Origin of the sequence: Cupriavidus necator (genome assembly GCF_013141915.1) — a bacterium.
GTDB classification, from domain to species: domain Bacteria; phylum Pseudomonadota; class Gammaproteobacteria; order Burkholderiales; family Burkholderiaceae; genus Cupriavidus; species Cupriavidus necator_B.
The window spans coordinates 118,717-145,012 of the sequence record NZ_SROX01000016.1 but is presented as its reverse complement, the minus strand read 5'-3'; the positions used below and the strand labels follow the sequence as shown (position 1 = coordinate 145,012).

Genomic DNA, 26,296 nt, shown 5'->3' with positions numbered 1-26,296 from the left:
AATCGGATTTTTACCGTTCCGGTCTTTGCTTGAAGGTCAAGCGCGACAACTTACATGCCGGCGTCGTGCCTACACTCACCGGTTTTTGATCGAGGTGCAGGCTCGATCGGCTCAACCAACAGATCACCGAAAAAGTAGGCGGCAAATTGATGGCGATTGCTGAGGTTCGCCTTGGCGAATACGCCCGCGGCAATTGTCCGCACCGTCACATCATGCCACGCTAGCGAGTGAGCGCACTCTTCAAGGGTCAACCCTTTTATGAGAAGCATCGCCACTTCCGTTTCCGATGGCGTATATTTCCAGCGCTCGAACTGCAGCAGCATCGACTGCAACAACTGCCGCGTCGCCTGAATTGCCACCTCGTTTCGTTCCGCCATCACCTGCCCTCGTACCTTGGCTGCGCCAGGTAGCGCCTCAGAAACAGGTCGGTTTGGGCTGACACGACGACACCGTTTTCGAATCACGAACCAAAGGATCGCGAGGCCGCCCACTACCTACGCGACTGCGTCGGCGACGACATGAGCGTCCGGTGTTCGCGTTGCAAGGTGGTAGAAATCCCACGCCTGATAGGTCGAGATTGCCATCAGAAGTGCCGTCAGTCTCGACCGCATAGCAGCGAAGTCCTTGCGACTTTTTGGGGTTGACAACGAACACCCCGGATCTAAGCGCAGCGCGAAAGACAAGCACCTTCGAAAGAGGCTGCGCCTAAGAACATCTGATGGAAAGCGACTTCCTAGGCTTGAGCACTAAGGGTGATGAGGCCCGCTGACAACTGCGGGGCGTCAAGTTTACTATGCAGAACATTGCGGCGACATTGCCGAATGGTTACGCACCAACGCATCGAACCCGACGCCCGTTCTCCGAAGCACTTGGGTTACCATGAGCTAACGCTGACGCTTCGTCAGGCAACTTCTTCTGCCGCAAAGCACTCGACGGCGGACTGCGCCGTCATCATCTCGTAATCCCCCCGACAGGTGAGCGCCCTAGAATCCCGCTGTTCGCTCTCTGCTGGCCAAGTCGCCATCCTTCGGACTCCCGCGTGAATCGCATCCTCGGCTCGTGGGGCGTCAAGCGGCGCCGCGTGAACTGCTCCATGATCCAACATCACGACGGCGACGAACCACATCCGGCATCTATGTCGTTGCGCCCTGAGAGCATTTGACCAAGCGCGGTAGCAGTGGCCACCGCACACCTGGACGGGCAGTCTCTTGAAGCGACAGATTTTCATGGCTTTGACCATCGCACTCACGGTGGTCCTCTGGATGTCCACGCTATCCGTGCGTCCCCTCTATGAACCCGACGAGGGTCGTTACGCCGAGGTTCCGCGCGAGATGTTCGTCTCCGGCGATTGGGTCACGCCGCGGTTGAACGGCATCAAGTTCTTCGACAAGCCGCCCCTGCAGTATTGGGCGACCGCCAGCGCCTATACGCTCTTCGGGCCGTCCGAGTGGACAGCAAGGATCTGGAGTGCGCTTGTGGGACTGCTGGGCGCACTCGCCGCATGGTGGGCGGCGCGATCGCTCTATGACACGCGCATAGGCCTCGCCTCAGCGCTGGTGCTCATCGGCGCTCCCCTCTGGATTCTCGGCTCGAATCTGACAACAACAGACATTGGTGTCGGCGCACTGCTCGGCAGTGCCGCTCTCGTTTTCGCCGTGGCCTACCAGAATCGGGAACCTCGCTTATACCCCCTGATCTGGTTGTTGGTCGGTCTGGCATTTCTTGCCAAAGGCCTGATTGCCCTGGTACTGCCAGGAATCACGCTGCTGCTATACGGGGCGGTCACTCGACAATTTTCCGCATTTTTTAGCGCGAGATTCTGGCGCTGGAGCCTGCTTGCGGTGGCCATCACCATGCCTTGGTTTGTCGTGGTGTCCCAGCGCAACCCCGAATTTCTGAATTACTTCTTCATCCACGAACACTTCGCGAGATTCTCGTCCTCGGTTCACGAGCGGGACAAGCCATTCTGGTTCTTCCTGGCCGTTGGTGCGGCAGGCGTCCTGCCGTTCATGGGCTTGATTCCCCGTGCTATCGCACTCCGCTCTCGCAGCGCACAGGCAACGCCTGGCTTCGACGCACGACTGTTTCTGTCGCTGTGGGTAGTCGTTGTCATTGCCTTCTTTTCGATTTCGCGCTCGAAGCTGCCGCTCTATATCCTGCCCGCCTTACCACCGGTGGCCGTCTTGCTCGCGTACAGATCCATGACTGCAGCCCGCCCCACACTGGCGGCAAGCTTTCTTGCCATGCCTGTGCTCGGCGTTGCCATCGCCGTGCTGCTATGGCATCCGACAATGTCGAATGCGGTACTGAAGCTCAATATCAGCAATCCGGCCTCATTGCATACCTGGGGCGCCATCACGATGGGCATTCTGGTCATCGGTGGCTTCCTGGCCTTTGGGATCGCCCTGCGCGGCCACAGGCTCTGCGCGGTTGCCGTCGCTTCGCTGGCGACGCTGGCCAGCCTTCAGGCTGGCTTGATGGCGTCTCGGGCGTTTGGGTCCCTCTCCATCAAACCACTTGGCTTGGAAGCCAAGGCGGCGTCCCGCGACAACACACAACTGTTCAACGTGGGCCAGATTGACCGAGGTCTGGCGTTTTACGCCGAACGAGAACCGATCATTGTCGGGGCCAGATCCGAGCTGGATCTCGGCTTCTCGGTCGAGCCCGACAAGTGGATTGCTAATGAAGAAGCTTTTGCGCAGCGATGGCTGACCCCTGGTCACAAGCTCGCGGTCATGCGGCACGAGACGTTTCATCGACTGAGACCGCTGCTCGGCGGCAACACAACTGTGATCGGACGACATGGCGTCAACGTTCTGGTGCAAAAACCATGAACATCCCATCACGATTTGTACGGTTTCTGGGCGCGGGGGCGACGGCAACCGCTACACACTACGCAACACTGATCACGCTGGTCGGTTTCGGGGTTGCAGCGCTACCGGCGTCTGCCGCCGGCAGTGTTGCAGGCCTTCTGACGCACTACTGCATCAGCAGCCGATGGGTGTTCACACCAGTCCGACCACAACGCGCCACTTTCGGACGGTTCATTCTCGTTTCCGCGCTGGCGTTCTTTCTTAACTCACTTCTGATGTGGGCTGGACTAGCATTGGGGCTTCACTACCTGGTTGCTCAAATCCTCTCGACAATTTTCGTCATGTTGGTCAACTACGTACTCCATGCAAATTGGACGTTCATGAATGGAGCGATGCGATGAATGCCGCCAGCCTGCTGCCAGAGAAGATCTCGGTCGTCGTACCGCTCTTCAATGAAGAAGCTGTCCTGCCACAGTTTCACTTTCGGCTTCTCCGCGTGATGGATGGATTGGCATCGGACTACGAGATTATCTACGTGGACGATGGCAGCCGCGATCGATCACTGGCGGTTGCACACAATCTCAAGGCGGCCGAAGCGCGCGTCGGCATTGTCGAGCTGAGTCGCAACTTCGGCAAGGAAGCCGCGCTAACGGCGGGCCTCGACGTGGCAAGCGGCGACGCCGTTGTGATCATCGACGCCGATCTGCAGGATCCGCCCGAACTGATTCCGTCGTTGATCGAGAAATGGCGCGAGGGGTTCGACGTGGTGTACGCCACGCGCACTTCCCGGGATGGCGAATCGTTCCTCAAGAAGTTCACCGCGCACTGGTTTTACCGCCTGATGGGCAAGCTCAGCGATACGGAGATTCCGGCCGACACCGGCGACTTCCGCGTCATGAGCCGTCGTGCCGTTGCCGCACTCGGACAACTCCGGGAGCAGCACCGCTTCATGAAGGGGCTGTATGCCTGGATAGGATTCCGGCAGACGGCCGTCTTGTATCGGCGTGACGCGCGGGCATCCGGGACGACCAAGTTCAACTACCGCAAGCTGTTGCGTTTTGCCGTGGATGGCATCACTGCCTTTTCCACCGTGCCGCTCAAGTTTGCAACCTCGATCGGCCTGCTTGTTGCCGTTCCCGCCTTTGGCATGGCCGCCTTCATCGTTGGCAAGACGCTGCTCTACGGCGACCCCGTACACGGCTACCCATCCATGATGACCGCCCTGCTTCTGCTGGGCGGCCTGCAACTGGTTTTCCTAGGCGTGCTCGGGGAATATGTTGGGCGTCTGTTCAATGAAGTCAAGCGGCGGCCGGTGTATCTGGTGGCAAGCTATACGGCGCCGATCGGCCCCGGCACCCCCACCGCTGAGCCGGGGCAGGTGGCCGCAGCGACACGGGGTGGCACCCCGCCTGCAGCAATCTTTCACGCACCCGGATGCCCGGAAGGCAAAGCTCCTGGCCTCCCCGAGGCTCCTCAGCGGGATGCCATCCTCACGGAAACCCTTGCGCCAAGCCGATAGACAGCCCGCCTTCCATGCGCTCTCACGACATGGCCAGCAACTATCGGGATCATGACGTTTTCGAAAGAAAGAGCCTCGTATTCAACTTATTCCGTTCTTCGCATCCACCGACCATTGACCCTGTAGTCACTACAGACTATTTACTACAGGCATTGGCTGACGCGTAGCAGCGCAAGTCGTCGCAGCACCCGACACCACGGGGCCGCAGCGACGATCCATCCACTTAGGAGGAATGATGGGTTTCTTGGAAAGGCTCATGGGCCGTCACAGCGGCGGTCATCACGGCGGCGGAAGTGAGCACGGTCGTCGAGGAGGTCATCATGATGGTGGCGGCAGCTACGGCTATGGGAATCCTTTGCCACCACAAAGCCCCGCCGGCGTCCACTGCCCCAACTGCGGCACGGTGAGCGCCCAGGGCGCGCGCTTCTGCCAGCAATGCGGCAGTTCACTGGCTCCGGCGCCGTGCAGTCGATGCGGCACCTTACTCCCACGCGACGCAAAGTTCTGTGGAAGTTGCGGCAATGCCGCCAAATGAGTCGGCGGCCATAGCTGCCGCCGCATCTGGCATCGCCATCATTGCGGCCGGGGCCCGTCATGGGGATTTGTCGCGATAGGCTAGCAGTCGAAGCGCATTGAACACGACGATCAGCGTCGACCCCTCATGCATGGCCACGGCGGGCCCGATACCGAGGCCGAGGATCGTGGCTGGCAGAAGGAACGCCACGACGCCGAGGCTGATATACACGTTCTGAAGGATGATGGCCCGCGTATGTCGGCTTAAACCGACCACAAAAGGCAGGTGTTGGAGGTCGTCGGCCATCAGCGCAACATCCGCCGTTTCCAGTGCCACATCTGAACCTGCCGCACCCATTGCGATGCCCACCGTGGCGTTGGCCATTGCCGGCGCGTCGTTGACGCCGTCGCCGACCATGGCCACTTTGGCTTCCGCGCGCAACGTCTGGATGGCTTTGACCTTGTCCTCAGGCATCAGATCGCCCCAGGCTTCATCGATACCTACGTCCTTGGCGACGGCTTCGGCTGCGCGCTGGTGATCGCCGGAGATCATGATCATGCGTGTGATACCCAGCCTGCGCAGTGCCTCGAGGGCAGCGCGCGGCGTGTCCATCAGCCCAATGGCGCCGAGGTCCCGATCTCCCTGCCTGACGATCATTGTCGTGCGGCCAGTGCTGCGCAGCGTCTGCACTGCGCTCGCCATCGATTCGCTAAGCGGTGCAATCCCGTCGGCGCCGAACATGTCAGGCTTGCCAATCCAGACGGTCTTACCGCACAACGTCGCCGTGACCCCGCGTCCGGTCAAGCTTTGGAGATGAGACGCTTCCGGGATGGAACTGCCTTCCAGGCGCTTGCGGCCATCGCGGGCAATGGCCGCAGCCAACGGGTGGTCGCTGAGCGACTCCACGGCGACCGCTACGCTCAACAATTCCGCTTCAGCTACTCCTTCGGCGACCATCACATCGGTAATACGGGGGCGCCCCTCCGTCAGCGTCCCCGTCTTATCGAATGCAATGGCTTTCAGTGAACCCAGGTTTTCGAGCGGCGCCCCGCCCTTGATCAGTACACCCCCTCTAGCGGCGCGCGCTACCCCCGACAGCACCGCGCTCGGTGTCGCGATGGCGAGCGCGCATGGGCTGGCGGCAACCAGCACCGCCATGGCGCGGTAGAAGGTCGCACTGAACGGCTCATTGATCACTAGCCCTGCAAACAGCAGCAATACCGCCAGCACAAGCACTGCAGGAACAAAGATCCGTTCGAACTTCTCAGTGAACCGCTGGCTCGGTGACTTTTGCGCTTCGGCCTCGTTGACCATCTTGACGACTTTCGCCAGGGCGCTGTCCGTGGAAAGGCGCGTCACTTCCACTTCAATGGCGCCGGCGCCATTGATGGTTCCGGCGAACACGCGGGACACGGCCCCTACGGCATCGGGCTTCCTCCTGGCTGCGGCGGCGTCATCCACGGGCTGCTTGTCGACCGGGATGCTTTCGCCAGTAACCGGCGCTTGATTGACTGCGGAAGCCCCCTTTACCAGAAAACCATCGGCGGGGAGGCGTTCGTTCGGCCGAACCACCACCACATCCCCCACCTGCAATTCCTCGACGGGGACCTCTCGTACCTCGCCTTCACGCCGCACACTTGCTGTAGCCGGTGCGAGCGCCGCCAACGCTTCGATCGCCCGCTTGGCGCGCCCCATGGCGTAGTGTTCGAGCCCGTGGCCGAGACTGAACAAAAAGAGAAGTAGCGCGCCTTCCGCCCAAGCGCCTAACGCCGCCGCCCCTGCGGCGGCTACCAGCATCAGTGTGTCGATTTCGAACTTCTTTAGCCGGAGGTTCTCTATCGCTTCCCGAACGGTATAGAAACCACCAAAAAAATACGCGCCGACAAAGAAGGCAACCGGAATCCATGCTGGCAGGCTGCCGAACAGCTTACCAACGGCAAATCCGAGACCAAGCAAGGCCCCACAGATCAGGGAGAAGATTAGCTCAGTATTCGGGCCAAACACGCTGCCGTGTGCGTGGGCCTCATGCCCCTCGCCTTCCCCATGTGCATGATCCTTGACGCCTTCGCGGTGTTCATGGTCTGCATGACCGCTCTTCCGGGCACCGATCTCAACCGGCGCGAGCCCGCGTTTTGACAGGGCCTGCTCGATCCCTGCCGCGGAGATCCGATCGTTGTCGAATTCGACGCGCGCTATGCCGGAGGCGCTGACTTCGGCCTCGATGACGCCGGGCAAGGCCCGCAGTTGGCTAGCTACGGTTCGCGCTCGTCGTTCGTGCCAGACGCCCTTCAATTGCCAAAGCACATGACCAAACCGCGACGAAATCACCGCACCCGTGCTTGTCACCAGCTCCCGGATGCGGGCAAGGGAAATCGCTGCGGGATCGTAGTGGACACATATCTGTGAATCGCTATCAACATTTGCAGTTTTTATATGCGCCGCCTCGACGCCCTCTTTCCCTCTCAGTTCGGACAGCAACCGTTCTACACAGGGATCAGAGGAATCGGGAAGGCCAGGAAGCAAGACAGGAATGTCCAGGCGCAGCTTTTCGGTCATTGTCGCGGGCTCCAGTCAGTCTGAATCGGCATTCACGCCGTTGCACACTATTAGCAACTAGTGTGCCCCGCATTGCAACAACAAAGCTCAACGAGTCAGCGCCCCAATGCCCCGCCGTAATGCGTTGGTAATGTGCCCGCAATCTGAGCGTACTATCTTGCGGATGACAGGATCCTCATGTCATCCGTCCAGGAACCATACAGATGATTAGCGCCGTCGCATGCTCTGCCTTGCTGGCCTACGCTTTGCCGGCTCCTGCGACCGGTGATCGACTCAGCGAGAAGCCGACCCAGTGGCACACCCTCGCCATTGGACATTCAGACACGGGATACGCCTCCCGCGACCAACGGGTTGCCTGGGCGGCCAACCCGCGACATCGCACAGCCAAACATCCGTCGAAGCAGGAATCCGCAGCGAGCACACCGGAGCCGTCTTCCAGAGACGCGTCCAGCGCTGTCGCCGCACCCAAGCCGCCCTGCCAGTAGTCGCGGTTTCCCCGCTAGGGCCGCATGTCCTGGTAGAGCTTGAGCATGTCCTTGTACTCGTCGGCAGTCTTTTGAATGGAGAACCGCATCCGCAGCGCGTTCTCTGCAAACGCCACACGCTCGACGTCCATCTCCACGGTGTTGCCGTCCATACTCGACTGCAGGGGGACGCGATACATCAGATCCTCTTCCAGCGCGGGCTTGCTTGCCTCGATGTGTCGCGGCGAAGTCATGGTCATGCCCGCAAAATTCTGGCCACTGCCCATCACCCTATCCAACTCGGCGCTGAAGTCGATATCGCGCGCCTTGTAGTTCGGCGTATCCGCATTTGCAATATTTGCAGACAGCAGCTCGAACCTCCGTGTGCGAAGTCGCAGCGCTTGCTCATGAACGCTGTCTTCGCTACGCGCCCATTTTGCGACGTATGGCGTGTCCATCCTTACTCTCCAACTAGATCGGAACCCGCAGCGTATTGCAAAGGCAGTCGATCTTGCTTCGAGAGAAGCGACCTCTTTTCGTGAGTTTCCCATTACCGGCCCGCAATGTTCGCGCGCACACAGGTTGACGCGTCCGCGCGAAAGCCATGTCAATCCACATAACCCCGGTACGTTCCACCTTGTCGTCATCACGCGACGAAGTGACCCCACGTAATTACTTCGCAATCTGACCGTCATCTGCAGATTTCTATACTCGCCCCCACCAAATTAATTTCGGGTCTTAATGAGGAGAATCCATGAAGATTAGTCGCATTGCCGTCGCATCCCTCGGTCTGTTCGCTACAACCGCATTCGCTCAATCGAGCGTCACGCTGTATGGTGTGGCCGACGCGGGTATCGAGTATCTGAGCAACGTCCCATCGGCTTCGCCCGGTGGCTCGAACCAGGTTCGCATGACCTCCGGCAACATGTCGACGTCGCGTTGGGGCCTGCGTGGCGTCGAAGACCTTGGCGGCGGTCTGAAAGCCATCTTCGAATTGGAAAGCGGCATTTCGTTCGACACCGGCGCACAGAACAACAGCACCCGTCTTTTTGATCGTAGTGCCTTCGTAGGATTGGGTAGCAAATATGGTCAACTGACGTTGGGTCGTCAAACGACACCAATGTATGACACCACGCTGCAACTCGACCCGATGGGCTTCGCGCCGCGCTACTCGCTCTTCAAGATGGATGACGTCTTGGCGGGTCGCGCTGACAATGCTATCAAGTACCGTGGCATCTTCAGTGGCCTGACGGTCACCGGCCTCTACAGCTTTAGCCGCACCGGCGGCGGCGAAGTGCCGGGGAACTACAAGGTCGATCGAAACATGGGCGTATCGCTCATGTATGAAACCGGCGCCCTCGCTGTCGGCGCGGTGTACGACGAGATCCAGGGCAGCACCGTCGCCACGGCCGACCGCAAGGACCGCCGCGCTCTAATTGGCGCGAGCTACGCTTTCGGACCGGCTAAGGCATTTATTGGTTATCGCTGGTACAACGGCAATGTCGGTGCGCTGCCGACGAACGGTTCTAACATTTACTGGGCCGGCCTGCGCTATGGCCTGACGCCCGCACTGACGCTGACCGGCGCCGCCTACTACACGGACAGCCGCAATTCTGGCGCAGACCCGTTCCTGTTCGTTGCCTCGGCAGATTACGCTTTCTCGAAGCGTACCGATGTGTATATGAACGTCGGTTATGCACTGAACCGCGGCAACTCGCAGCTGGGCATGAACGGCTACAACTCGACGACCGGCAGCCCGACCAACGTTGTCCCTGGCAAGGATCAGACCGGCGTCGTCGTAGGCGTACGCCACAAGTTCTGAGCGAGCTCAAAAGAATCGACACTTTCTTGTTAATTCAAGAGAGTTTGTGCCTCCCAACCGGGAGGCATTTTTTTATGACAGGATCGTAATACGCGGGTAATTCAGTGGAGCAGGTCCGGTAGCTAGACTGTGAACACGGTGAGCGATTAGAGACTCACAAACATTGACTCCGGAGAGATTCCATGAAGACGATTCACACTGCCCTGATTGCTGCTGCCCTCACGATTGCTGCCGCCGGCTCCGCCATCGCTGCTACCCCTGATGGCCAGATCCACCGTCCCCGCGACCCCTACACCGACGGCGGACGCGCCGCAGTCAACGACATTTACGCCGGCGGTGCACGCATCGACAAGCGCGACGTGTTCACCGACGGCGCACGCCTCGGCCAGCGTGACGTATTTACCGACGGCTCGCGTATTGGGCCGCGTGATGTGTTCACCGATGGCGCACGCGGAATTTGACGCAAGCCGTCCCTGAAACTCAGACCGACCTCTGTGGGGGAGCCAGGCACCCGTCAGTTGCTTGGCTCTTGGTGCTCTTTCGCTTTATCCCGATGGCGAAAGCTTCCGAAGCTTGCCCTCCCCGGAGGGCAAGCTTTTTTTCCCTCCATCGGCGTCAATCCGGTGCCGTTCATGATGCGGTGGCGCGTGCTACAACTTCCCATCGCCTCGTGTATTGCTAAGCGGCAGAACCGACGCCAATGACGATGAAAAAGGCCCCGCATTGTGCGGGGCCTGTAGTTCACCGGTTCAGCAACGTTCAGCCACCTGTGAAGAGGTCGCTTCTATCAATATAGACGCGCACGCCAGCGCTACCCGGCAGATCCGGCATCAACAAGCCAAGGTCCACACTCGTATCCCTGACCATCTGGGCGAAGGTCCATGCGACGATCTTCTCGCCGGCCCGAAACGCCACCGTCTCGCCAGAGTCCACGTTGACATACCGCATCCCTGGCTTCACGTCGATAATGCGACTGGCCTGAGATTGGCCGGCTGGATCGCCATACAAGGTCGCGTGACGCTTCGCCATCGCCTGCGCCGTCGCCGTCGACGCAGGCACGCCCGGTTTCAACCCGGTCATTTCCAAAGCATACGAAGCCGACATCCCACCCAACAGCAACGCCGCAAACAGCAAGGCGTGTTTCTTCGTTTTCATAGTCATCTCCTTTCTAGAGACTTCGTTGATCTATGAAAACGAGTGTATAAATTGTACGCATGCTGCAGCCTTGCCCGGCGATTACAAATAGGCAATCGGGCTCATTGCACCACTCTACCCAACGACTGGTCGGTCCTGACTCGGCCTACCCACCGAAACCCGCGCTGAGGCTTCAGCACCGTTGAGCGGGAAGCGCAATGTAAAGCGTGTCTTCCCATCCAAGCCGCTCACGGCTGACGCGTCGCCGCCATGGAGCTCCATGATCGACAGGACGATGGCCAGGCCCAGCCCCGTGGACTGTGACGAGTTGGATCTCGCCCTATCCCCACGGAAGAACCGATCAAAGATGAGGGAAAGTTCCCGCTCCGGGATTGGGTCTCCAACGTTCGTGATGTCGATGCAACAATGTGCCGCTTCGCGGCGCACCACCAGATCTATCATCGAATTCGGCCACGCATGACGGACCGCATTTGACAGAACATTGTTGATCGCACGCTGGAACAGAATGGCATCAGCGACCAGGGTGGCATCCCCGCTTACCCTGATTACGACGCTTCGCTCCTCTGCAAGCACCGAAAAGTAGGCGGACAACTTGCGAAGTTCTGCATTCAACTGGAGTTCCGTCAACTCGAGCGCCACATTGGCACTGTCAGCTCGCGCGAGGAACAACATCGCATCGATCATCCTCGCAAGTCGCTGGTATTCGACCAGGCTTTCCTCCACCAAGGCGACATACTCGGGCCCGGTGCGGTCTCGTGACAAGGCGACCTCGGCATGTCCAATGAGGTTGTTAAGCGGCGTGCGCAAATCATGGGCAAGATCGGCGGAGAACCGCGACAGCTTCTGATAACCATCCTCGAGGCGTTGCAGCATCGCATTGAACGCAGAGGCGATATCACGCACTTCGGTGGGCTTGGGTGGCATGTCCACCCGGTAGCTCAGCCGTTCCACACTGATCCGGTTGATCTGCTTGATAAGTACGTGCGCCGGCTCCAGCTCACGGCGCGTAATGGCCGCCCCCACCAGGGCCGTCAATATCACACCGACGGTGGTACCAAGCACGAGCGTCGTCCGGAATCGCGCAGTCACCTGCTTCCTGTCCTCGCCAGACTTCGCCACGAACACCGTCGCCCGCGTACCGTCTCGCCCCAACACCGCATCGGCGGACTGGAACATGAGCGATGACTTTCCCGTGACCGCCGCTTGGTCAGTGCCTTCCAGCAATGCATCGTTGCCCGTGCGAAACAAAAGCCGGCCATCCAGCGCCGTGACGCGAACGATGAGGTCCGAGTAACCTCGCACCAGATCATCGAAGCGATGCTGCGCCGCCGGGACGCCCTGCACCCCGTCCACCTCGCGCAAGAAATGCTCGACCTGTTCGAGTTTTCCCTTTACAACCTCATCGTCTCTGGCCTCGAGTTGCGCGGCGAGCGAGTAGTAAGCAAAGGCGCCCATGCTGGCCAGCGCGATAGACAGTACCAATGCAAAGAAGAGCCCAAGCCGCCTCGTCAGTGACAGCGGGGTTATCGAAGTCCCGGGCCTCATTCCGTCACCGGCCGCGCTCTGGGTCGAGGACATAGCCCATTCCCCGTACGGTATGGATCAGCTTTTGATCGAAGGGATCATCCACCTTGGATCTCAGGCGCCGGATCGCGACGTCAACGACATTGGTATCCGTGTCGAAGTTGACGTCCCAGACCTGGGACGCGATCGTGGTTCGCGACAGCACCTCCCCTCTCCGGCGCATGAGCAGGTGCAACAGCGAGAACTCCTGATTCGTCAATTCAATGCGGGTAGTTCCCCGGAATACCCGCCTTCCAAGCACGTCGATGTCCAGATCGGCAATGCGCAATCGCTCGGACTCCTTCGAGGTGCTTTGGCGCAAGCAACGCCGGATACGGGCAAGGAGCTCGGCAAAGGCGAAGGGCTTGACCAGGTAATCGTCTGCCCCCAACTCGAAGCCTCTGACACGATCCGCCACATCATCCAGCGCCGTCAGAAACAGTACGGGTGTCTCGGACTTGGATCGAATGGACTTGATGACCGTCCACCCGTCCATACCTGGCAGCATGACGTCCAGGATGATGACGTCGTAGTCGGTCTCTTCCGCCATGTGGAGCCCATCGCCACCATTGTTCGCGATGTCGACCACGAAACCCGACTCCGACAATCCCTTCTGCAAATACTCCGCAGTACGCGGTTCGTCTTCTACAACAAGTACCCGCACCTTAGTTTCCTCCTGCAGCAAGCGACTTCGATCCGACCAGTGCTGGCGATGCATTGAAATGCTGAGCTGCATCCGCTTGTTCGCATGGTGCCAGTTCGAACTGAATGGTCACGTGCGTGATATCGAATTTGTCAGCCAGCATCTGCTTCAATTCCGGTAGCACTTCCATTTCCGGGTTGACGGCCGTGTCATTCACGACATGAACCGTCAAGCTCGCCTTGCCGCTGGTAAGTGCCCAGATGTGGAGGTCATGGAAGCTTTTTACCCCGGGCGTCGCCAGAATTTGCTTCTCAACCTCTGCCAGATCCACGTCATCGGGTACGCCTTCGAGCAGCACATTCAGGCTCGACTTCAGCAGGATCCAAGTGCGAGGCAGTACCCAGAGGCCGATCAGCACCGCAATGGCGGAGTCGACCCACGCCCAGCCCGTGAAGCGGATGATGATCGCACCGGCGATGACGCCAACCGACCCGAGCAGATCGCTCCAGACTTCCAGATAAGCACCCTTCACGTTCAGGCTGCTGCTTTGCCCGGAGGACAGCATGCGCATGCTGATGAGATTGATGATCAGGCCCAGCACAGCCACGACGAACATGCCGGTTGACTCAATCTGAGGTGGCGATTTCAGCCGCAGGTAGGCTTCGTACAGGATGTAGATAGCCACACCGAACAGCAGCAATGCGTTAAAGGCCGCGGCAAGAATCTCAAAACGGTAGTAGCCAAATGTCCGCTTCTTGTCCGCGGGTCGCTTGGCGATCGCAATAGCAGCCAGTGCGATGGCCAGTGCGACGGTGTCCGTGAGCATGTGCGCGGCGTCGGAGATCAACGCCAGGCTCTTCGTCATGACACCACCGACCACTTCGGCAATCAGGAACGTACCGGTCAGCGCAAGGGCGATCTTGAGCGATCGCTCGTTGCCACCGGGATGGTCGTGTGAGTGACCTGCGCCCATAGAAACTCCTATAAAAATTGGGCGGTACGATGACCGCCCAAGGATTTACGTCATGCAGGCTGGCGGCCTTGATCCGGTTGATGCGTCTGAGTGACTGGCTCGCGAGTATCTTCCGCGTCCTCATCCTTGCGGTGAGCAAGTCGATAGAGCACCGGCAACACCAGTAGGGTCAGCGCCGTGGACGACAAGATGCCACCGATTACCACCGTTGCGAGGGGACGTTGCACCTCAGCGCCCGTACCGGTGGCGATGGCCATCGGCACGAAACCCAGGGATGCCACCAGGGCCGTCATCAGCACCGGACGCAGTCGCGTCAGGGCGCCAACTCGGACCGCGCTGTCGAGGGAATGCCCTTCTTCGCGCAGCGATCGGATAAACGACAGCATCACCAGACCATTGAGCACCGCCACCCCGCACAGCGCGATGAAGCCCACCGCTGCAGTAATGGACATCGGAATGCCGCGTATCCACAGGGCAAGAATCCCGCCAGTCAGCGCAAAGGGAATGCCCGTGAAGACTAGCAAGCCATCCTTGATGTTGTTGAACATCGCAAACAACAGTACGAAGACCAGCAACAGCGCCACCGGCACTACCACCTGCAGGCGGGTGGTGGCGGACTGCAGTTGCTCAAAGGTGCCACCCCATGTCATCCAGTAGCCAGCCGGGATCTTGACCTGGCTTTGGATAGCCGCTTCCGCCTCGGGCACGAATGAACCAATATCACGTCCACGAACGTTGGCACTGATCACGATGCGGCGCTTGCCGTTCTCGCGCGAGATCTGGTTCGGGCCGGGCGCCATTTCCAGCGTCGCCACCTCGCTCAATGGGATAAACGTCGTTCTCGCGTCCACTCCTTTTGGCAACGGAATCGGCAATCGGCGCAGAGCCTCGACCTCGCCGCGCACAGCTTCGGGCAGGCGGACCACGATATCGAAACGACGATCGCCCTGGAAGAAGGTTCCGGAATCACGGCCTCCGACGCCCGTTGCCACCGCGTCTTGCACGTCGCTCATGTTAAGCCCGTATCGCGCCGCCTTCTCCCGATCGATCTTGACCGTCAGCATCGGCAAGCCGGTGGTCTGTTCTACCTTCACCTCCTGCGCGCCGGGGATGCCCTGCAGCACGGCCGATACCTTCTTCGCCGTCTCGCTGAGCACGTTGTTGTCATCGCCGAAGATCTTGACTGCGACGTCCGAGCGGACCCCGGAGATCAGCTCGTTGAACCGCAGCTGGATCGGTTGGGAGAACTCGTAGTTGTTCCCGGGGATCTTGCCGGCTTCCTCCTGGATGGCGGACAGCAGTTCGGCATGTGTTTTCTTCGGCTCTGGCCAATCCTTCTCAGGCTTGAGCATGATGTAGCCATCCGAAATATTCGGCGGCATCGGATCGGATGCAATCTCCGCCGTACCTGTCCGCGCAAACACGCGCTCGATTTCGGGGAATTTTGCCTTGAGGGTCGTCTCGATCGTCTTCTGCATCTCCACGGACTGCGACAGGCTCGTGCCAGGAATGCGCAGCGCCTGGATGGCAATGTCGCCTTCGTTCAGATTGGGGATGAACTCGCTGCCCAGGCGGGCCGCAATGGCCACGCACAGAACAATTGACACCGCGGCAAACGTCAATACAACGGCCGTGTTCGCGAGCGACTTTTCCAGCAGCGGCTCGTAGCGACGCTTCGCCCAGAGCATGAGACGATTTTCTTTCTCGGCCACCCGTTCGCCGATGAACAAGGCGACCGCAGCCGGAACGAACGTCACGGACAGAATCATCGCGCCCAGCAGCGCCAGGACGACCGTGAACGCCATCGGGTGGAACATCTTGCCTTCCACCCCCGTCAGCGCAAAGATCGGCAGGTAGACGATCATAATGATGAGCTGACCGAAGATCAGTGGGCGACGCGCCTCCTTCGCTGCGGCAAACACCTCATGGAACCGCTCGGAGCGCGTCAATGGCCGGCCATGGTGTTCCTGCGCATGCGCCAGTCGCCTCACACAGTTTTCGACAATCACCACCGCGCCATCGATGATGATGCCGAAGTCGAGCGCGCCCAAGCTCATCAGGTTCGCACTGATCTTGTAGTTCACCATCCCCGTGAAGGTGAACAACATCGCCAGCGGAATGATCGTCGCGGTAATCAGCGCCGCGCGGATGTTACCCAGGAAAAGGAACAGAATTACGATGACGAGCACCGCGCCTTCAAGAAGGTTCTTCTTGACGGTCGCAATGGCCTTGTCGACCAGACGTGTCCGGTCGTATACCGTTACGATCTTCACACCTTCCGGCATCGTACGGTTAATGGAAGCGACCTTTTCATCGACCGCTTTTGACACAGCCCGGCTGTTTTCGCCGATGAGCATGAATACCGTGCCCAGCACAACTTCCTTGCCATTCTCGGTTGCCGCACCGGTACGCAGTTCCTTGCCAATCTCCACATCCCCGATGTCGCGAATGCGGATCGGCTGCCCCTGCGCTGTACCGACAATAATGTTGCGGATGTCGTCTTCGGACGCAACCTGACCCGGCGCACGAACCAGATACTGCTCGCCCCTACGCTCGATGTAGCCCGCACCCACGTTGTCGTTGTTCTTGTTCAGCGCATTGACGACGTCGGTCAGCGTCAGCCCGTACGACGCTAGCCGTTCAAGACTCGGCGCGACCAGGTACTGCTTGTTGAAACCACCGATAGTATTGATCTCGGTGACACCGGGCACGTTACGCAGTTGCGGCCGTACCACCCAATCCTGGATTTCGCGCAAATCTGTCGGCGTATAGGCAGTCCCGTCAGCTTTGCGAGCACCCTCTTCGGCTTCAACGGTCCATAGATAGATCTCCCCGAGGCCGGTCGAAATAGGCCCCATCGCCGGCACAACGCCTTCAGGCAGATTGTCCTTGGCTTCCTGGATGCGCTGGTTGACGAGTTGGCGCGCGAAATAGACGTCCGTGCCATCCTTGAAGATGACCGTCACCTGCGACAAGCCATAGCGGGACAGGGAACGCGTCTGTTCGAGTCCCGGCAGGCCGGCCATCACGACCTCGATCGGATACGTAACACGCTGTTCGGTTTCGAGCGGTGAATAGCCTGGTGCCGAGGTATTGACCTGAACCTGAACGTTGGTAATGTCAGGGACCGCGTCGATCGGTAGTCGGTTGTAGCTGAAAATCCCTAACCCGGCCATTCCAAACACGGCGAGCAGGACCAGCCATCGCTGCTGGATGGCGAAACTAATGATACGTTCAAACATTGCTGTTTCCCCCGTATCAATGGCCGTGTTCGGCGCTGGATTTGCCAAGTTCGGCCTTCAGAACAAAACTGTTGGCGGCGGCGTAACGTGCGCCCGGCTTCAGGCCCTCGACAATCTCGATGACCTTGCCGTTTGTCCGGCCGACCTTCACCGGCTGCGGCACGAATCCACCTTGAACCGCGACAAAGACTACGCTCTCGCCATTGACGTCCTGGACGGCCTCGGTCTTCACCGCAACGGGCACCTCGACATCAGCACCGAATACGTCGACCGTGACGAAGAGACCCGGTCGCCAAGCCATCTGTGGATTGGTCAATGTTACGCGGGCCTTCGCCGTCCGCGTCTGCTCGCCCAGCAGCGAACCCACGTATGAAACGGTGCCATCTGCCTTCACATCGGACGATGCCGAATTGATCGACGCCTTTTCGCCGATGCGCACCCGCTCGACATCCTTGGCAGACACCACGAACTCGGCCCAGACGGACGACAGATCCGACAGCGTGAACACGTTGGCGTTGTCCGCCACCGCTTCCCCAAGCGAGATATGCTTTTCAACGATCATGCCGTCGAACGGTGCGCGCAGCTCGTAGCGATTGAGTGCCGTCGAGCTGTTGCTGGCGCCAATGGCGGTCAGCTTCTGCTGCGCGTTCTGGACACTGATCTGCGCTTCCTGCAGCGCGTTGCGGGCGCTCAGATAATCTTGCTCCGCAGAGATCTTCTGTTCCCAGAGCTTCTTCTCGCGGTCATAAGTGACACGCGCCAGATCCAGACGTTTCTGTGCTGCGAGCAGTTCGCTGCGCTGGTCAGAAAGTCCGGTGCTCGCGATGACCGCGAGAACCTGTCCCTTCTTAACCTGTTGCCCAATATTGGCCGGAACGCTCTCTACGACGCCAGCCAGTCGCGGCACCACGTGGGCTGTCTTGTCTTCGTTGAAACGGATTTCGCCGGGGAACTGGACGCCAGCCTGGACCTTTGCCGAGCCCGCGGTTTGAACCACTACCCCTGTCTTGGCCAGCTGGTCCGCTGTCAACTCAATCTTGCCTTCCTCTTTCGAGAGCCGCACGGCGAGTGGCGAAGACGAACCGGGCAAGGTCACATTTGCGGTCACGTCAAAGACATGGGGCTCGGCAACTGGCTGTTGGCTTTCCAGCGCGTCGCCAGACACCACGAACTTGAGCGCTTGAGACTCGCCCGTAGCCCGCACGAGCTGGCCTGTCGCTGCCACGCCATTTGCCACCGCCTTCCCAGACTTGCTAACCCAGAGCCGAATACGGGCCTCGCCCTTGGATTCGGCCGTGCCAATTTCGACGTCATAGCCATCACGCGAAAAGAGCGCGCCACCATTGGGGCCCTTCTTGACCTCGTGATGCTCGCCGTCGCCGTGTGACTTGTCATCCTTGTGGTCGGCTTCCGCCGCCTGCTTGCCATGGTGCTCGGTGTCGCCATGCCCCTTGGATTCCGAGTGCCCACCCTGCTCTTCCGGCGCAGAGCGCCCGCTCAGCAGAACGCCACCAGTCGCGACGCCGCCCACCAGTACGATGGCCGCAATGGCAGCCTTTTGTTTGTTCGAAATAGCCATGTTTTATGAATCCCGTCTTAACGTCCCAGAATGCGATCGATCGTGGTCGCCGCCTGATAGGTTTGTCCAAGCACGCCGAGATAGCGGATGCGTGCCTGGAACAGCGTGCGCTGGGCATCCAGGACGTCCAGATAATTGAACTTGCCGGCCTCGAAGCCAATGGTCGCCGCGTTGAAGGCTTGCTCGGCGCCTGGCAAGACGGTCTGCTTCAGCGTTTGTGCCGAGGCGCGCGATACCGACAGCTGGTTCGATGCCATCAGGAGATTTCGGGTCAGGCTGATGCGATTGGCCAGATATTCATCCTGGGCCTTGTCCGCCTGGCGAATGGCCGAATACAAGTTGCCCTGATTCCGGTCAAAAATCGGCAACGGGATCGCCACACCGATCACCGCCATGTTGCGGTTGGCTTCTGTATCTCGCTTGGCACCCAGACTGACTGTCAGATCCGGATACTGGCGGCTGCGCTCAACGCCCACCAATGCCTGGCGGCGGTCAAGTTCAGCGCGGCTTGCGGCCACCAGCGGTGAGTTTTCCAGCTCCTTCAGAAGGAGTTCAGGCGCCGGCCTGGATGGCAGCGCGTCCAGATTGCCCTGTGCTTCGGTAAACTGCGGCGATGCATTGCCCCACAACGCCGTCAACGCCTGACGGGCGGACTGCAGGCTCGCCGTTGCTTCGGCCAATTCAAGTTCGGCGTTGGCCTGTTCGACACGTGCCTTAGTTTCGTCAACCGGGGAGATCTTGCCGGCCGCGACGCGGCGTGAAGCGGCTTGCGCGCCCCTCGCAGCGATATCCGCGGAGCCAGTTGCCAGCTTGACGCGTTCCTGTGCGATCAAGACGGAAAAAAAGCTCTCGATTACCTGCGCCCGAATGTCACCGCGAACGCCAGCCAGCGTTGCCTGCGCCAGTTCGCGCGTCCTTTCCGCGGCATTGATACGAGCCGAGCGCTTGCCGCCCAGTTCGATGGGGATATTCATCTGGGCGGTGGATGTACGGGTGGATTTCCGCGTGTCCTCGACCAGCGTCTGGAGTTCCGGGTTCGGAATAACCCGGGCCTGCATGATCCCACCTTCTGTGGAATCGAGTTCCTTGGCGGCGGCGGACAGGTTGAAATTGCTTCCTGCCGCCAGCGACAACGCGGCCTCGAGGGTCAACGGTCCCGCCGCTTCCCTTGGGAAGACGGGCACCATGGACGTGCCGGTGTCAGATTGCGCTACGGCAAAGTTTGGGCTGAGAAATGCTACCGCCAGCCCGAGCGGCAGAAATAGTCTTCGCATCGAATTGCACCAAGGTATGTGACCAGGAGAATTCGGCGAGAGACGAAAGGAGAAAAAGAGTCGTCGTCTCGCCGATCAAGCGAGACGCTGCCACTGAGGACGGTCGGGAGCCCTGGCATTCAGAGACGAGAACTCGGACGCATGTTGAGTATCGGTCACTTCTACCCGATTCGCTATCAACACGTCCTGCGTCTGTCCATAGACGAACGGGAGGGAGACCAGATGGCATACCCCGCAGTCTGTATCCACGAATGGCTTTTTCTCGGCATCCGTTTTACCTTCCGGCTGCTGATGACGATGCTCGTGGTGCCCAAGGTGCCAAGTGGCCGTGGCTTTCTCGTGCTGACAATAGCGTGCCGCTGCCGCCCAGGAAAACTGGAACGGCAAAATGAGCAGCACGAAGATCAGAACGAAACGTCGCATTCCTTGGGAGACTGTGCGGGGGGCTTGGGGTTGAAGTACTAACGGCTGGGCCGTCGCCGAAGTTTACATGAATCCTCGATCACCAGCATTAAGAGCAGATTACGATTATCGCTTTCGCCTGCTCGTTTTGGGGTGCCGCTTTCGCCCCTCATCAGTCTTACGCTTGGGGGCGGGCCCATGCTTCCACCGCAAATAGACAGCGAACCCCACATACAGGACGATCAGGCCGACCAGCATCACGAGCATGCTCTCGACAACAGAATCGGAGACGTGAGCGTAGTGCATGGCTGTACGTGTATGCGGAGTTGCCCGCATCAGGCAAGCGTCACGACCGCCCGGAGGACGCCGGCGTCATGGAACAAATCAAACGACTCCACGACCACCGACAGGCCGAGAAACCAGACCGAGTCCGCAATATTGCGTTGAAAGGAAGACACATGGACCGTCCATGTCGACTCCCCCCTATACAGCGACAGACGGGGAAAGAACGCTGGTGTACGGCGTGCGTATTCGGCGAATTCCGGGAAGGCGGAAGCCAGAAAGCGGTCTTCCGTCCGGATGACAGCCGGGTACATCAGCGCAAATGCGAGCGCCAGGACTGCGGTAACCGCCAGCGACTCGGTCATCGCCCCTAGTCCGATAATGCCTAGCAAGTTGCAGACATAGAGCGGATGGCGACACAGTGAATATGGACCCGAGGTCACCAAGGTATTGTTCTTGCGCCCGGAAATGTACAACGCGCACCAGAGCCGCCCGACCGTGGCCAGGCTCACCCCCAACATCCCCAGCGTCAGCAGCAGCGGCGACACCCAGGTACCGTCCCAGCGAGAATGGCCAAAGACCAGACTTGCCAGGACAAACGTTACGACAACACGCCAAACGCCGATGCGGTGGCGTGTCAGGAAATTGTCCAGCGCCCTCGAGAGACCAGCGGGTTGGGACGGGGAGATTGAAGAATCGGTCATGCGGTTCGGGGGCTGGAGGAGAATGTCGCGCACTTCGAGTGGACACACTGGCGCGAAAACGAGCACTAATGGCCGGCATTCTAAGGTTGCCCTTCCGTTGTCAGGCTTTATTGCCGAAATGTAATACGTTGTTAATCTTGCCCCCGGGCCAGCGAATCCGGTTGTGTCATAGCTCGGCAATCTGACAGTCATCTTCTGCGACATAGACTGTCTTGGCCATTTTCAGGACACACCCAGAGACGCTCCGCAATGAACGACATCATCCGCACATTGAGCTCGGAATTCTCCGATCTCGCTAATGCTGCCGAGGCAGTACGTGCCGTCGTTCGAATGACCGTCTCTATCGTTTTGGGGGGCTTGCTGGGGTACGAGCGGGAGAGCTCGGGAAAATCCGCAGGCGTGCGCACTCACATGCTCGTCGCGCTGGGGGCATGCGTTTTTGTCGTGGTTCCCCTCCAGGCGGGCGTGCAGCTTGCCGACATGAGCCGCGTGCTTCAGGGTCTCACGTCAGGCATCGGATTCCTTTGTGCAGGGGCGATCCTGAAGCCGGACAATGAGACACACGTCAGGGGGCTCACAACTGCCGCGAGCATCTGGATTGCTGCCGCGATCGGCGTGGCCGCCGGCATGGGCCATGCGGTGACGGCCATCGTCGCGACTGCCTTCGCACTCATCGTGCTCAGAATCCTTCAAATGTCGAAGAAGTAAGACTCCCACTGCTCCCAAGCCACGTGCAGCGCGAATGCGCCAACTTCAGGTTCGGCCAGCATTTCCCAAACGTATGAGCGCGCTTAACAATACGCAAACTCCATCGCATGAGAATTTACCTGGATTACAACCTGTTTGCGTACCTTCACGAGGGCACGAACCCGGCTCTGCAAGCCAAAGTGAGCGCACTGTCCGATCGACATGAGTTTCCTTGCAGCCCGGCGCACATGGAAGAAATTGCCTCGGCGCTCGCAAGACCTTCGGATACTCCCCCGCTCGATCGGTTAGCGGCCGCTTTCTGCAAAATAGACGATGTTTCTCGAATTAGCCGGAACGTGCAATTGTCTCCGACGACGTTAGGCCCGATGGTTACGAAAGAAGAACAGCCTCTCGAGTGCTTTCTTCGGGTCATGCGGCACTATCGCAAAGAGCCGGTTGTCGAGAAGAACGACTGGTATACGCGGGACTCCGTAAAGAAGGGGTCACTTCAGAAAACGGAAAATATTGCACGCTAAGGCATGGAAGAGGACCACTGCTGTCCCCAGGGGCATTGGCCAGCCGATGGCAAGCAGGTAGAAACCAAAGTCGGGGGACTCCCGTTCTCAGAGATCGGCTAGCAGCAGGTAGGCGCGGTCGAGTTGCCGATGAGCTTCCTGCCGGCGATCCATCGCTTCTAGGGCGAGCAGGAGGTCCTCGGCCAGCTCGAAATCGCTTTCCTGGCATGCCCTTTCGAACACCGCAAAGACCTCTTCATACAACGTGCGCCCCGGAACGCCCATTTGACTAACCTCCGGCGGAAAATCCGATGCTCTCTGCCGACTTGGTCCTGCCACGCCGCAGGGGCTTCTGTCCCCCATGGTTAATATGGACGTTCCCACGGCAGGGAAGGTCAAGCATTTTTCCGGCCGCGGGCCGACCTATGGTTCGCAAGCCGCCGCGCGAGACGGTTAGTGCTCGCCCCCTACAGTTCGTCCAGCGACTAGTTACCCGCACCCGGGCGCAGCCGCACCACCAGCATCGCCGCCCACTGGATATGCGGCCAGGCCAGCGAATAGACGAATGTCTGGATCAGGGGTCCCCTTGATTTCGCCGCAATTTACCGGGGTAGCCACCCGTAGCAGCCATGCGGGTTCCAGGGTGATGCCCACCCTAAAACCCTAGTCAAATCAGTCACTTGCTGACTGGTCCTTTTCCCCTTGGTTTTGGAACGTTGACCGCCCCCGCCGCGCGGCCAAGCGCGCCCTGTGGCTGGAAGCCATTGTTTCCGCAAGATAACTAGATTTATCCGTCTTTGGTTTTCCCAAGCAACACATAAATGGCTTTTCTAACGTTAGGTATGTGCGTAAGATAGGCTGAAATGCGCCTCCGGAAACTGCCATGCCCCGCCTCGCCGCCACCCCCGACCAGATCCGCGCCACCGTGCTGGCCATGCTCACCGAGGCCGGCGACGCGGCGCCGCCCACGGCCGCACGCTTTCGCCGCGTGGTGTCGGTGCGCAAGCTGCGTGACCGCCTGGGCGGCGGTGACCCTGCAACGCTGTCGCGTACGCTCAACGCGATCGAGGCCGAGGTGGTGCGCTCGGGCCTGGCCGACCTCGCCCTGCCCGAGATTCCGGTCGAGATCGCCGAAGCGATGCGCGCGCTGTGGCAGGCCGCGGTCGCGGTGCAGCTCGACGACGTGGTGCGCCTGAAGCGCGAGGCGCAAGCCACAGCCGACACCGCCGAGGCCGCCCGCGCCGAGGCCGAACTGCGGGTCGAGCTGCTGCGGGCCGAACTGAGCGAGGTGCGCGGCCAGCTCGCCGCGCGCGACACCGCGCTGGCCGTAGCGTGCGCCGCCCAGGCGGCGGCGTGCGCGCGCGCCGATGAGCAAGCCGCACGCCGGGGCGAGCTCGAGGCGGCGCTGGCGACCGCCCAGGAGCGCGCCACGGCGGGCGAGCGCACCCACACCGAGGCGATCGCCACCACCCAGGCGCGCTACGAGGCGCTGTCGAAGCAGCTCCTGCAGGAAACCGCGCACCAGCGCGACGCGGTGCGGGCCGAGCGCGCGCAACTGGCCTCCCAACTCAAATTCGCCGAGCGGCGCATCGCCGCGCTGGAAGACGAGCGCGCACGACTCGACGCCGACCTGGCCAGCGAGCGGGCCGCGCGCCAGACCGCCGCGGGCGAGGCGAGCGCACTCAAGGCCGTCACCGCCAGCCAGCGCGCCCAGCTCGACGAGCTGCTGCGTGCGACCCTGGCCGCGGCGCCACCAGCGGCCAAGACGCGCGTGCCCAGATCGACGGGCAAGGCGGCCGCCAAGCGGACCGCCCAGTCATGAAGCCGGCCGACTGGATCGATACGGGCGCGGTGCCGCCGCGCCCACTGCCGGCCACCGTCGCGGCGGCCCTCGCCTACCTGGCGGAGGCACTCGGGCACCCGGTCTACGCGCACTGGACGCTGGCGCGCGTCAAGCGCCGCTATGGCTCGCTGGCCGACGCCAAGGCCGCGCAGCCGACCGTGCTCAAGCTGCTGCTGGCGCACGATGGGGCAGTCGAATACTGGGAGCGCGGGCGCCTGCGCACGGTGACGGCGGATCTGGCGCCCCGCCCGGAGACGGTCCTCGCGCGGCTGCTGCACACGCACCGGCGCCGCATCCGGTCCACCGCCGCCTTAGCGAGCGAAGCAACGGTGCCGACCGCCGCGGAAGCGAGGGGAGCTGTCGCGGCGAACCCGTGGCTGGCCGCTTACGGCCCTGCTGACCACGCGTGGCTCACGCGCGCCGGCCGCTTCGCCCAGCCGCACGCGGCGGCCAACACGCTCGGCGCCGCCGACGATGCACAGGCGCTGGCGCTCTTCCTGCGCGACCGAACCGGGCGCTCGCCCCACACGTTGCGCGCCTATGGCGCCGAACTGCGCCGCCTGATGCGCTGGTGCGGCGCGCACGAGCTTGGGCCGCTCTCGGACCTCACGCGCCAGCGGTTGCTCGGCTACCGGCACGCGCTGCAGCACGGGGAGACCGGCAGGGAGGACGCCGCGCCGCCCTTGTCAGAAGCGACCCGCACGCGCGCGCTGGCGGTGGTGGCAAGCCTCTACGGCTACTGGTACGACACCGGCTACTTGCATGCCAATCCGGCCGCGGGCCTGTCCGCCGGCAGCCGCACCCGGGCCGGCTTCGCGCCGACGCGGCTGATCCCGCCAGCGCTGCTGGCCGCGTGCGATGCCTGGCTTGAGGCGCCGGAGTTTGCCGCCGCCAACACGACCAACACGCTGGCGGCGCAGCGGCGGCGCGCGATTTGGGCGCTGTATCGTTACGCCGGCGTGCGCCTGGCGGAACTGGCCTGGTCGACAGAGATCGCACTGCCCCGCCTGGAGGCCGAGGCGCCCGGGCGGTGGACGCTCTATGTCTGCGGCAAGGGGCGCAAGGCACGGGCCATTCCGCTGCCGGTGCCGTGCGTGACGGTATTGCGCGCCTACCGACAAGCACGCGGCCTGCCGTCCGAGCCGCCGGCGCACGAGGCGCTGCCTGTAATCCACGGCAACAAGGGCGAAGCGCTACAGTCGGCAGGCCTGTACCGGGAGGTCAAGGCGATCTTTGCGGCCGTGGCCGATGGTCTGCAGGCGCGCGAGCCGGCGCAGGCGCTCTTACTGCGCGCGGCCTCCCCGCACTGGCTGCGCCATGCCTATGCGCGCACACTGGTGGTCGACCACCAGGTGCCGCTGCCGGCCGCCCAGGCGCTGCTCGGCCACGCCTCGGTGCAGACCACGGCGGCCTATGCCAGGACCGACCTGACGCAGTTGCGGGCCTTTGTCGATGCCACGTTTGCGGATGATGGGCCGTAGCGACAGCGCGCGTTGCCTTGTCGCATCGCCACGGCGCGGGTCGCCAGTCCCAGCAACAGCAAAGCTGGGGCGGTCAGCTCGATTGACACCGCCAGGCAGGCCGCAGACTCCGAGGGCACCAGCGGCACCCGGTAGTCCTCGCGGAACAGGTCGAGGGCGGCATTCCAATTGGCCAGCTTGGCGATCGCCGAGTTCCAGAAGGTTGGCTTTTTCTCAGCCCGCACAGCACGACAGTTGCGTGACATCCTTGGCAGCCCTACATGTC

At 60.9% G+C, this 26,296-nt stretch carries 23 protein-coding genes and 1 pseudogene; 10 read left to right on the top strand and 14 right to left on the bottom strand.

What is annotated here, in order from left to right; translation table 11 throughout:
* Positions 1 to 50: 50 nt before the first annotated feature.
* Complete coding sequence (locus E5S69_RS24660) at positions 51 to 377, bottom strand: helix-turn-helix transcriptional regulator (RefSeq protein ID WP_049768032.1); 327 nt, start codon at positions 375 to 377, stop codon at positions 51 to 53.
* An 849-nt stretch (positions 378 to 1,226) separates the two neighbouring features.
* On the opposite strand from E5S69_RS24660, the gene E5S69_RS24655 reads away from it, so the two are divergent.
* The 4 genes from E5S69_RS24655 (at position 1,227) to E5S69_RS24640 (ending at position 4,867) form a co-directional block, all read left to right on the top strand.
* The gene (locus tag E5S69_RS24655) at positions 1,227 to 2,834 is read left to right on the top strand and encodes a glycosyltransferase family 39 protein (protein WP_008650720.1); all 1,608 of its coding nucleotides are present in this window, start codon (positions 1,227 to 1,229) and stop codon (positions 2,832 to 2,834) included.
* Positions 2,831 to 3,214 (top strand): GtrA family protein, encoded by a 384-nt coding sequence (locus tag E5S69_RS24650; protein WP_008650722.1) that lies wholly within the window; start codon positions 2,831 to 2,833, stop codon positions 3,212 to 3,214. Before E5S69_RS24655 ends, E5S69_RS24650 begins: the two co-directional genes overlap by 4 nt.
* Positions 3,211 to 4,332, top strand: coding sequence for a glycosyltransferase family 2 protein (locus E5S69_RS24645; protein WP_008650723.1), 1,122 nt, complete (start codon positions 3,211 to 3,213; stop codon positions 4,330 to 4,332). The genes E5S69_RS24650 and E5S69_RS24645 overlap by 4 nt, the downstream gene beginning before the upstream one ends.
* A gap of 232 nt (positions 4,333 to 4,564) precedes the next feature.
* Complete coding sequence (locus E5S69_RS24640; protein WP_008650724.1) at positions 4,565 to 4,867, top strand: zinc ribbon domain-containing protein; 303 nt, start codon at positions 4,565 to 4,567, stop codon at positions 4,865 to 4,867.
* Between the two features lie 57 nt (positions 4,868 to 4,924).
* Here the strand turns inward: E5S69_RS24640 and E5S69_RS24635 are convergent, their stop codons facing one another.
* Together E5S69_RS24635 and flgB are read right to left on the bottom strand one after the other, a co-directional pair.
* Complete coding sequence (locus E5S69_RS24635; RefSeq protein WP_171517104.1) at positions 4,925 to 7,402, bottom strand: heavy metal translocating P-type ATPase; 2,478 nt, start codon at positions 7,400 to 7,402, stop codon at positions 4,925 to 4,927.
* A gap of 499 nt (positions 7,403 to 7,901) precedes the next feature.
* A complete protein-coding gene (gene flgB, locus E5S69_RS24630) occupies positions 7,902 to 8,324 on the bottom strand; it encodes a flagellar basal body rod protein FlgB (protein ID WP_008650726.1) in 423 nt (140 codons plus the stop codon).
* Between the two features lie 296 nt (positions 8,325 to 8,620).
* Here flgB and E5S69_RS24625 point away from each other — a divergent pair, with 296 nt between their 5' ends.
* Both E5S69_RS24625 and E5S69_RS24620 read left to right on the top strand, forming a co-directional pair.
* Positions 8,621 to 9,688: a porin gene (locus E5S69_RS24625; RefSeq protein ID WP_011229350.1), complete on the top strand. Its 1,068-nt coding sequence runs from the start codon at positions 8,621 to 8,623 to the stop codon at positions 9,686 to 9,688.
* 182 nt (positions 9,689 to 9,870) lie between these two features.
* A complete protein-coding gene (locus tag E5S69_RS24620; RefSeq protein WP_008646716.1) occupies positions 9,871 to 10,149 on the top strand; it encodes a hypothetical protein in 279 nt (92 codons plus the stop codon).
* 298 nt (positions 10,150 to 10,447) lie between these two features.
* Here E5S69_RS24620 and czcE read toward each other — a convergent pair whose 3' ends face one another.
* From czcE to czcN, 9 genes are all read right to left on the bottom strand, one after another.
* A complete protein-coding gene (gene czcE / locus E5S69_RS24615; protein WP_011514820.1) occupies positions 10,448 to 10,849 on the bottom strand; it encodes a copper-binding periplasmic protein CzcE in 402 nt (133 codons plus the stop codon).
* A gap of 108 nt (positions 10,850 to 10,957) precedes the next feature.
* On the bottom strand, positions 10,958 to 12,388 hold the full coding sequence (gene czcS, locus E5S69_RS24610; RefSeq protein WP_011229349.1) for a sensor histidine kinase CzcS: 1,431 nt from the start codon (positions 12,386 to 12,388) through the stop codon (positions 10,958 to 10,960).
* 4 nt (positions 12,389 to 12,392) lie between these two features.
* Complete coding sequence (gene czcR, locus E5S69_RS24605; protein WP_008646724.1) at positions 12,393 to 13,070, bottom strand: heavy metal homeostasis two-component system response regulator CzcR; 678 nt, start codon at positions 13,068 to 13,070, stop codon at positions 12,393 to 12,395.
* Between the two features lies 1 nt (position 13,071).
* Complete coding sequence (locus tag E5S69_RS24600; RefSeq protein ID WP_004635344.1) at positions 13,072 to 14,022, bottom strand: cation diffusion facilitator family transporter; 951 nt, start codon at positions 14,020 to 14,022, stop codon at positions 13,072 to 13,074.
* Between the two features lie 50 nt (positions 14,023 to 14,072).
* Positions 14,073 to 17,264, bottom strand: a complete 3,192-nt coding sequence (gene czcA / locus E5S69_RS24595) for a heavy metal efflux RND transporter CzcA (RefSeq protein ID WP_004635342.1) — start codon at positions 17,262 to 17,264, stop codon at positions 14,073 to 14,075.
* Positions 17,265 to 17,280: 16 nt separating this feature from the next.
* Positions 17,281 to 18,843 carry a heavy metal efflux RND transporter CzcB gene (gene czcB, locus E5S69_RS24590; protein WP_004635340.1) on the bottom strand — a complete coding sequence of 521 codons (1,563 nt, stop codon included), beginning with the start codon at positions 18,841 to 18,843 and terminating at the stop codon, positions 17,281 to 17,283.
* A gap of 17 nt (positions 18,844 to 18,860) precedes the next feature.
* Positions 18,861 to 20,117 (bottom strand): heavy metal efflux RND transporter CzcC, encoded by a 1,257-nt coding sequence (gene czcC, locus E5S69_RS24585; RefSeq protein ID WP_004635338.1) that lies wholly within the window; start codon positions 20,115 to 20,117, stop codon positions 18,861 to 18,863.
* Positions 20,118 to 20,192: 75 nt separating this feature from the next.
* Positions 20,193 to 20,540, bottom strand: a complete 348-nt coding sequence (gene czcI / locus E5S69_RS24580) for a CDF family cobalt-zinc-cadmium transporter CzcI (protein WP_137924345.1) — start codon at positions 20,538 to 20,540, stop codon at positions 20,193 to 20,195.
* 314 nt (positions 20,541 to 20,854) lie between these two features.
* The gene (gene czcN / locus E5S69_RS24575; protein ID WP_020206397.1) at positions 20,855 to 21,505 is read right to left on the bottom strand and encodes a heavy metal efflux RND transporter CzcN; all 651 of its coding nucleotides are present in this window, start codon (positions 21,503 to 21,505) and stop codon (positions 20,855 to 20,857) included.
* Positions 21,506 to 21,754: 249 nt separating this feature from the next.
* Here czcN and E5S69_RS24570 point away from each other — a divergent pair, with 249 nt between their 5' ends.
* Both E5S69_RS24570 and E5S69_RS24565 read left to right on the top strand, forming a co-directional pair.
* Positions 21,755 to 22,213: an MgtC/SapB family protein gene (locus E5S69_RS24570; protein ID WP_004635330.1), complete on the top strand. Its 459-nt coding sequence runs from the start codon at positions 21,755 to 21,757 to the stop codon at positions 22,211 to 22,213.
* Between the two features lie 107 nt (positions 22,214 to 22,320).
* Positions 22,321 to 22,728: a hypothetical protein gene (locus E5S69_RS24565; RefSeq protein WP_004635327.1), complete on the top strand. Its 408-nt coding sequence runs from the start codon at positions 22,321 to 22,323 to the stop codon at positions 22,726 to 22,728.
* 87 nt (positions 22,729 to 22,815) lie between these two features.
* Here the strand turns inward: E5S69_RS24565 and E5S69_RS24560 are convergent, their stop codons facing one another.
* Positions 22,816 to 22,992 carry a hypothetical protein gene (locus E5S69_RS24560; RefSeq protein WP_004635326.1) on the bottom strand — a complete coding sequence of 59 codons (177 nt, stop codon included), beginning with the start codon at positions 22,990 to 22,992 and terminating at the stop codon, positions 22,816 to 22,818.
* 598 nt (positions 22,993 to 23,590) lie between these two features.
* Between E5S69_RS24560 and E5S69_RS24555 the strand changes: the two genes are divergently transcribed.
* Both E5S69_RS24555 and E5S69_RS24550 read left to right on the top strand, forming a co-directional pair.
* Positions 23,591 to 24,529 carry a DNA-binding protein gene (locus tag E5S69_RS24555; protein WP_004635320.1) on the top strand — a complete coding sequence of 313 codons (939 nt, stop codon included), beginning with the start codon at positions 23,591 to 23,593 and terminating at the stop codon, positions 24,527 to 24,529.
* On the top strand, positions 24,526 to 26,031 hold the full coding sequence (locus E5S69_RS24550; protein ID WP_004635319.1) for a tyrosine-type recombinase/integrase: 1,506 nt from the start codon (positions 24,526 to 24,528) through the stop codon (positions 26,029 to 26,031). Before E5S69_RS24555 ends, E5S69_RS24550 begins: the two co-directional genes overlap by 4 nt.
* Before the next feature lie 23 nt (positions 26,032 to 26,054).
* Here the strand turns inward: E5S69_RS24550 and E5S69_RS32480 are convergent.
* Positions 26,055 to 26,231 (bottom strand): annotated as a pseudogene (locus E5S69_RS32480) (DoxX family membrane protein); the annotation flags it as partial.
* Positions 26,232 to 26,296: the final 65 nt, after the last annotated feature.

Coding starts and splice junctions, on each gene's coding strand:
- czcA (WP_004635342.1), bottom strand. CDS start 17,264: ATGTTTGAACGTATCATTAGTTTCGCCATCCAGCAGCGATGGCTGGTC.
- E5S69_RS24600 (WP_004635344.1), bottom strand. CDS start 14,022: ATGGGCGCAGGTCACTCACACGACCATCCCGGTGGCAACGAGCGATCG.
- E5S69_RS24650 (WP_008650722.1), top strand. CDS start 2,831: ATGAACATCCCATCACGATTTGTACGGTTTCTGGGCGCGGGGGCGACG.
- E5S69_RS24655 (WP_008650720.1), top strand. CDS start 1,227: ATGGCTTTGACCATCGCACTCACGGTGGTCCTCTGGATGTCCACGCTA.
- E5S69_RS24635 (WP_171517104.1), bottom strand. CDS start 7,402: ATGACCGAAAAGCTGCGCCTGGACATTCCTGTCTTGCTTCCTGGCCTT.
- E5S69_RS24620 (WP_008646716.1), top strand. CDS start 9,871: ATGAAGACGATTCACACTGCCCTGATTGCTGCTGCCCTCACGATTGCT.
- czcI (WP_137924345.1), bottom strand. CDS start 20,540: ATGCGACGTTTCGTTCTGATCTTCGTGCTGCTCATTTTGCCGTTCCAG.
- E5S69_RS24660 (WP_049768032.1), bottom strand. CDS start 377: ATGGCGGAACGAAACGAGGTGGCAATTCAGGCGACGCGGCAGTTGTTG.
- E5S69_RS24645 (WP_008650723.1), top strand. CDS start 3,211: ATGAATGCCGCCAGCCTGCTGCCAGAGAAGATCTCGGTCGTCGTACCG.
- flgB (WP_008650726.1), bottom strand. CDS start 8,324: ATGGACACGCCATACGTCGCAAAATGGGCGCGTAGCGAAGACAGCGTT.
- czcN (WP_020206397.1), bottom strand. CDS start 21,505: ATGACCGATTCTTCAATCTCCCCGTCCCAACCCGCTGGTCTCTCGAGG.
- czcB (WP_004635340.1), bottom strand. CDS start 18,843: ATGGCTATTTCGAACAAACAAAAGGCTGCCATTGCGGCCATCGTACTG.
- E5S69_RS24555 (WP_004635320.1), top strand. CDS start 23,591: ATGCCCCGCCTCGCCGCCACCCCCGACCAGATCCGCGCCACCGTGCTG.
- E5S69_RS24570 (WP_004635330.1), top strand. CDS start 21,755: ATGAACGACATCATCCGCACATTGAGCTCGGAATTCTCCGATCTCGCT.
- czcC (WP_004635338.1), bottom strand. CDS start 20,117: ATGCGAAGACTATTTCTGCCGCTCGGGCTGGCGGTAGCATTTCTCAGC.
- E5S69_RS24550 (WP_004635319.1), top strand. CDS start 24,526: ATGAAGCCGGCCGACTGGATCGATACGGGCGCGGTGCCGCCGCGCCCA.
- E5S69_RS24565 (WP_004635327.1), top strand. CDS start 22,321: ATGAGAATTTACCTGGATTACAACCTGTTTGCGTACCTTCACGAGGGC.
- E5S69_RS24560 (WP_004635326.1), bottom strand. CDS start 22,992: ATGGGCGTTCCGGGGCGCACGTTGTATGAAGAGGTCTTTGCGGTGTTC.
- E5S69_RS24625 (WP_011229350.1), top strand. CDS start 8,621: ATGAAGATTAGTCGCATTGCCGTCGCATCCCTCGGTCTGTTCGCTACA.
- E5S69_RS24640 (WP_008650724.1), top strand. CDS start 4,565: ATGATGGGTTTCTTGGAAAGGCTCATGGGCCGTCACAGCGGCGGTCAT.
- czcE (WP_011514820.1), bottom strand. CDS start 10,849: ATGACTATGAAAACGAAGAAACACGCCTTGCTGTTTGCGGCGTTGCTG.
- czcS (WP_011229349.1), bottom strand. CDS start 12,388: ATGAGGCCCGGGACTTCGATAACCCCGCTGTCACTGACGAGGCGGCTT.